Source organism: Desulfotomaculum copahuensis (assembly GCF_001655685.1).
GTDB lineage: Bacteria > Bacillota > Desulfotomaculia > Desulfotomaculales > Desulfovirgulaceae > Desulfotomaculum_G > Desulfotomaculum_G copahuensis.
Genome location: NZ_LYVF01000050.1, coordinates 1 through 2,908 on the forward strand (window position 1 = coordinate 1; position 2,908 = coordinate 2,908).

General features: G+C 49.7%; 2 protein-coding genes. One reads left to right on the forward strand and one right to left on the reverse strand.

The features are described from left to right. Positions 1-29: 29 nt before the first annotated feature. Positions 30-386 (reverse strand): hypothetical protein, encoded by a 357-nt coding sequence (locus tag A6M21_RS04380; protein ID WP_151191798.1) that lies wholly within the window; start codon positions 384-386, stop codon positions 30-32. Positions 387-735: 349 nt separating this feature from the next. On the opposite strand from A6M21_RS04380, the gene asnB reads away from it, so the two are divergent. Beyond that, entirely contained in the window at positions 736-2,679 is a 1,944-nt protein-coding gene (asnB, locus tag A6M21_RS04385; RefSeq protein ID WP_066666680.1) for an asparagine synthase (glutamine-hydrolyzing), read from the forward strand. The last annotated feature ends 229 nt before the right edge of the window (positions 2,680-2,908 follow it).

Genomic DNA, 2,908 nt, shown 5'->3' on the forward strand with positions numbered 1-2,908 from the left:
GCAGCTTACCCGCTTTTTACGCGTTAATGTTATTCTACGCCCTGAAAATCATGATTTACGTTAGCGCCGACAGGATCGGCATGCCCACCACCAAGAAGTTTTTCGTTGACCTCAATGTCCTTGGCTTCTTTCTCTTTGAATCCGGTACTTTTTTCAGTGTCAATGCCCTGTTTATCCTGTACCTGAGATCCCTGTTGCACTTTTAAATTATCTTTGTCCATCATACTTTTTATTTCCCTGTCCGGGGCCTGCTTTTGCACTGACCGGGTTACCGCCGCCGGGGCAGTCGCCGCCGGCACTGTATTGGCATGTGCGATACCCATACCTATAGCGGAACTCAATAGAAGAGTTCCTGTTCCTAATGATACCAACCACTTCTTGTTCATGTTACATTCCCCCTTGTTTATTTTGCCGTCATTTCTTCCGGCTTGGTAATATGGTAATACCGGCTGTTTAAAATGTCCTTAGAAGAAGCTTAAAATAGAATTAGATATTTTGATTGTAATCATAACTTCCTTACGTTTTACTTATCAGTAATAAAAAAAGGAAACGTTAAAACCGGCTCATCTTTTTATATTGTGCCGGGGAGGCTAAATGGAAATGCCTCTTGACAAGGAATATATCAAGTTGACCTTTATAATTTTTATATTTAATCTTATTTTAATCTTTTCGGGTTATACTGGATATAGTGCCTGTAGGAGAAAAGGATGTCGATTATTAAAGGAGTAATACTTAATGTGCGGTATTTGCGGTGTGGTGTACAATGAAAATGACTTCATCCCACCTGTATACTTACTGAATAATATGTGCCGGCAGTTGTTCCACCGTGGTCCGGATGAACGGGGTATGCACCGTGAGGCGGGCCTTGGCCTTGGTTTCCAGCGTTTGAGCATTATCGACCGCCGAAGCGGTCATCAACCCATGGCAAACGAAGATGAGACACTATGGCTCGTGTGCAACGGCGAAATCTACAACTATCATGAACTGCGGGAAATGCTGCAGGCCAAAGGTCACAAGTTCGCCACCCGCTCCGACGTGGAAGTGATCCTGCATCTTTATGAAGAGGAAGGAGATAACCTGCTTGCCCGGTTGAGGGGCATGTTTGCTTTCGCCCTCTGGGACGGCAAAAAGCGTCAGCTCATGCTGGCCCGGGACCGGTTGGGGATTAAACCTTTATACTACACCATGTTGCCCCGCGGGCTGGCTTTTGCTTCTGAAATTAAAGCGCTGCTCACCCTGCCGGAAGTGAAAACAATACCCAACACCGAAGCCTTGCACAGCTACTTGACCTTCCGCTATGTTCCGGCGCCGGAGACTTTTTTTCAGGGGATCCGGAAAGTTAAACCCGCCCACTATCTGATCTGCCGTCAGGGGAAAATTTCTGAGCACAGGTACTGGGATTATCTTTCCATCACTGCGACCGGTTACAATGAAGACGAGTGTGCGGAAAGTCTCCTGGATTTGTTACAGCAAACAGTGAAACAACATTTGCAAAGTGAGGTGCCGGTGGGCGTCTTTCTGAGCAGTGGTCTTGATTCCAGTACTATTCTGGCGCTGGCCGCAGGGGCGGGAGCAAATTTAAATACGTTTTCGCTTGGTTTTTGCCGCGACGGCCAACCACACCCCGGTTTTTGGGAATTATCCGGGGCCAGGGAAATAGCGGATATGTACCGGACCAGGCACCGTGAAATTGAAGTGTCGCCCCATCAAATTCCGGGCGCTCTGGCCGCCATCGTCCGGCAGGTGGAGGAACCACTGGGTGATCCGACGGAAATCCCGCTTTATTTTATCAGCCGGGCGGCGGCCGAAGACGTGACCGTGGTTTTATCGGGCGAAGGCGCGGATGAGATATTTGCCGGTTACGAGATTTACCTGGAACCACAGGCGGCCCGGCTTTTTCAGTTATTACCTGCCTTTATCCGCCGGCAGTTGATTGTTCCGTTGGCCGGACTGTTGCCGGCCGGTTTCCCGGGCAAGAATTTCGTCCGCCGGGCATCGACATTTCTTCCGCGCTGGTACCGGGGTGTGGGGTTCACCTTTAGCGAGGAAGAAAAATCCATGCTATATACTGCACAAATGAAACAGGCCACCGCCGGTAAAGACCCCGGTGATATAACGGCCGCCAATGCGGAACGCTTGGAAAAGCTGGATCCGCTGAACCAGATGCTTTACCTGGATACGCAATTCTGGCTCTCCGACGACACTCTGCTCAAGGCTGATAAGATTACCATGGCCCATGCCCTGGAGCTGCGCGTGCCATTTCTGGATCACCGGGTGGTGGAGTTTGCCGCCTCATTGCCGGCCGGTTTCAAGGTCAAGGGAAAAACCCTGAAATACATCCTGAAAAAGGCGACTGAGGTTATTCTACCGGATGCGGTCATCAACCGGAAAAAGATCGGCTTTACCGCACCAATCAGTTCCTGGATTACCGCGGAATTAAGGCCTTATGCGGAGGATTTGCTTACTTCACCGCGCTTCCTGGAACGCGGTTATTTCAATCCCCAGGCCGTGGCAGATCTGCTGGCGGCCAGCCGGAAGGGAATTTGTGTGCAGACCAGGCAGGTGTATACGCTGATGGTGCTGGAACTCTGGCACCGGCTGTTCATTGACGGAGATTGTGAAGCGGTTATGTCGCCGGAATCCCTGAAACAACGGGTGTGCTTACCGGTTACCGGTTGAACATTTTGATCAGCTGTGGAGTGTGATACCGTGCATTGATCAAGTTTTTTACCAGGCTCGGTTAAAGATGGCAAACCGGATCCAATTGAGAAGGCACTGGAATTAGCTAACAAAGGTGATCTGGTGTTAATCGCAGGTAAGTGTCGTAAGCAAAGTATGATTGTGTACTGACAATATCCTTTACCCCAAACTGTTTTTTGTGCAGGTTCCTTCCCTCATGCCGCCCGGC

Bases quoted from the DNA above. Each gene is read 5' to 3' on its own strand.
- A6M21_RS04380 (WP_151191798.1), bottom strand. From the start codon at position 386: ATGAACAAGAAGTGGTTGGTATCATTAGGAACAGGAACTCTTCTATTG.
- asnB (WP_066666680.1), top strand. From the start codon at position 736: ATGTGCGGTATTTGCGGTGTGGTGTACAATGAAAATGACTTCATCCCA.